The following is a 3,218-nucleotide window of genomic DNA, read 5'->3' as shown; positions in this document are numbered from 1 at the left end:
ATTTGTACAATAAGCAAAATAAGGGCGTATGGGGGATGCCTAGGCTCTCAGAGGCGATGAAGGGCGTGATAAGCTGCGAAAAGCTACGGGGATCGGCACACACGATTTGATCCGTAGATACCCGAATGGGGCAACCCACTATGTTGAAGACATAGTACACCGATAGGTGGGCAAACCCGCTGAACTGAAACATCTAAGTAGGCGGAGGAGAAGAAAACAAAAGTGATTCCGTAAGTAGTGGCGAGCGAACGCGGATTAGCCCAAACCAATGTTGTTACGGCAATGTTGGGGTTGTAGGACCACGATATTTTATGTACACGGAACCGGAACTGACTGGAAAGTCGGGCCATAGAGGGTGATAGCCCCGTATGGGTAACAAGTATAATAGATAGTGGTATCCTGAGTAGGGCGGGGCACGTGAAACCCTGTCTGAATTTGGCGGGACCATCCGCTAAGGCTAAATACTCCTGAGAGACCGATAGTGAACCAGTACCGTGAGGGAAAGGTGAAAAGAACCGTGAATAACGGAGTGAAATAGATCCTGAAACCATACGCTTACAAGCGGTCGGAGCCCTTTCGTGGGGTGACGGCGTGCCTTTTGCATAATGAGCCTACGAGTTAACGTTGCTGGCAAGGTTAAGTGGTTAAGCCACGGATCCGTAGCGAAAGCGAGTCTGAATAGGGCGCTTTAGTCAGTAGTGTTAGACGCGAAACCGTGTGATCTACCCATGGGCAGGATGAAGCGCTGGTAACACAGTGTGGAGGTCCGAACCGGTTGACGTTGAAAAGTCTTCGGATGACCTGTGGGTAGGGGTGAAAGGCCAATCAAACTCGGAAATAGCTCGTACTCCCCGAAATGCATTTAGGTGCAGCGCTGAATTTAAGTTATATAGAGGTAGAGCTACTGATTGGATGCGGGGGCTTCACCGCCTACCAATTCCTGACAAACTCCGAATGCTATATAATGTTTCTCAGCAGTGAGGGCTTGGGTGCTAAGGTCCAAGTCCGAGAGGGAAAGAACCCAGACCATCAGCTAAGGTCCCCAAATATACGCTAAGTTGAAAGAACGAGGTTTGTCTGCCCAGACAGCTAGGATGTTGGCTTGGAAGCAGCCATTCATTTAAAGAGTGCGTAACAGCTCACTAGTCGAGCGGACGAGCATGGATAATAATCGGGCATAAGCGTATTACCGAAGCTATGGATTTACAGTTTACTGTAAGTGGTAGGGGAGCATTCCAGCAGGGTTGAAGGTGTATCGTAAGGTATGCTGGACTGGCTGGAAAAGAAAATGTAGGCATAAGTAACGATAATGCGGGCGAGAAACCCGCACACCGAAAAACTAAGGTTTCCACAGCTATGCTAATCAGCTGTGGGTTAGTCTGGTCCTAAGGCGAACCCGAAAGGGACAGTCGATGGCTAACGGGTTAATATTCCCGTACTACTAATTACTGTGATGGGGTGACGGAGTGATGAAAGCGCCGCGAACTGACGGAATAGTTCGTTGAAGTACCTACCTATAAGATCTGCAGGCAAATCCACAGATCTTGGGGAAATACGATAGTACTCGGAGTCTTCGGACAAAGAGATAGTGCGCCTAAGGGCTTCCAAGAAAAACCTCTAAACTTCAGGTAATTAGTACCAGTACCGTAAACCGACACAGGTAGTTGAGGAGAGAATCCTAAGGTGCTCGAGAGATTCATGGCTAAGGAATTAGGCAAAATAGACCCGTAACTTCGGGAGAAGGGTCGCCCCGAGCAATCGGGGCCGCAGTGAAGAGGTCCAGGCGACTGTTTATCAAAAACACAGGGCTCTGCAAAATCGTAAGATGAAGTATAGGGCCTGACACCTGCCCGGTGCTGGAAGGTTAAGAGGAGATGTTATCTTCGGAGAAGCATTGAATTGAAGCCCCAGTAAACGGCGGCCGTAACTATAACGGTCCTAAGGTAGCGAAATTCCTTGTCGGGTAAGTTCCGACCTGCACGAATGGTGTAACGATCTGGACACTGTCTCAGCCATGAGCTCGGTGAAATTGTAGTAACGGTGAAGATGCCGTTTACCCGCAGTGGGACGAAAAGACCCTGTGCACCTTTACTATAGCTTAGTATTGACCTTGGATAAATGATGTGTAGGATAGGTTGGAGACTATGAAGCGGCGTCGCCAGGCGTTGTGGAGTCATTGTTGAAATACAACCCTTTGTTTATCTGAGGCCTAACTCTTCGATGAAGAGGACAGTGCTTGGTGGGTAGTTTGACTGGGGTGGTCGCCTCCAAAAGAGTAACGGAGGCTTCTAAAGGTTCCCTCAGTACGCTTGGTAACCGTGCGTAGAGTGCAATGGCATAAGGGAGCTTGACTGAGAGACATACAGGTCGATCAGGTACGAAAGTAGAGCATAGTGATCCGGTGGTTCCGCATGGAAGGGCCATCGCTCAAAGGATAAAAGGTACGCCGGGGATAACAGGCTGATCTCCCCCAAGAGCTCATATCGACGGGGGGGTTTGGCACCTCGATGTCGGCTCGTCACATCCTGGGGCTGGAGAAGGTCCCAAGGGTTGGGCTGTTCGCCCATTAAAGTGGCACGCGAGCTGGGTTCAGAACGTCGTGAGACAGTTCGGTCTCTATCTACTGTGGGCGTTAGAAATTTGAGTGGATCTGATTCTAGTACGAGAGGACCGAATTGGACTAACCTCTAGTGTATCTGTTGTCCCGCCAGGGGCACCGCAGAGTAGCTACGTTGGGAAGGGATAAGCGCTGAAAGCATATAAGCGCGAAACCCACCACAAGATGAGATTTCTTTTAAGGATCGTGGAAGATGACCACGTTGATAGGCTATAGATGTAAAGGCAGTAATGTCATAGTCGAGTAGTACTAATAATCCGTAAGCTTATGTACACCCTTTTCCTCCGGGTCAACCCGGAGGAAGAAACTTTCTAAAAATAGTAAATAAAAATATTTTTCTTTATCTCAGTATGTTAAGATATTTGCCCGTCGCGGGCAGTCTTAAAGACGAAAGTCCAGAGTCGTAAAGTGAAAACTTTTGACTTTATGACCTTAGACTTTAGACTAACAACCTTAAGGTGGTTATTGCGGCGGGGCTCACCTCTTCCCATCCCGAACAGAGTAGTTAAGCCCGCCTGCGCAGATGGTACTGCAGTTATGTGGGAGAGTATGTCGTCGCCTTTCTTTTGAAAACCCTGTTTCTGATGAAACAGGGTTTTTT

General features: G+C 48.6%; 2 rRNA genes. Both read left to right on the top strand.

Annotated elements, in window-relative coordinates:
- Positions 1–7: 7 nt before the first annotated feature.
- Positions 8–2,890 (top strand): 23S ribosomal RNA (locus FLACHUCJ7_RS00170).
- Positions 2,891–3,071: 181 nt separating this feature from the next.
- Positions 3,072–3,181, top strand: a 5S ribosomal RNA gene (gene rrf, locus FLACHUCJ7_RS00165).
- Positions 3,182–3,218: the final 37 nt, after the last annotated feature.

The sequence above is a fragment of the Flavobacterium salmonis genome, from assembly GCF_903819435.1.
Lineage (GTDB): Bacteria > Bacteroidota > Bacteroidia > Flavobacteriales > Flavobacteriaceae > Flavobacterium > Flavobacterium chungangense.
The sequence above is the reverse complement of the archived record's forward strand: the minus strand, read 5'-3'. Positions and strand labels throughout refer to the sequence as shown.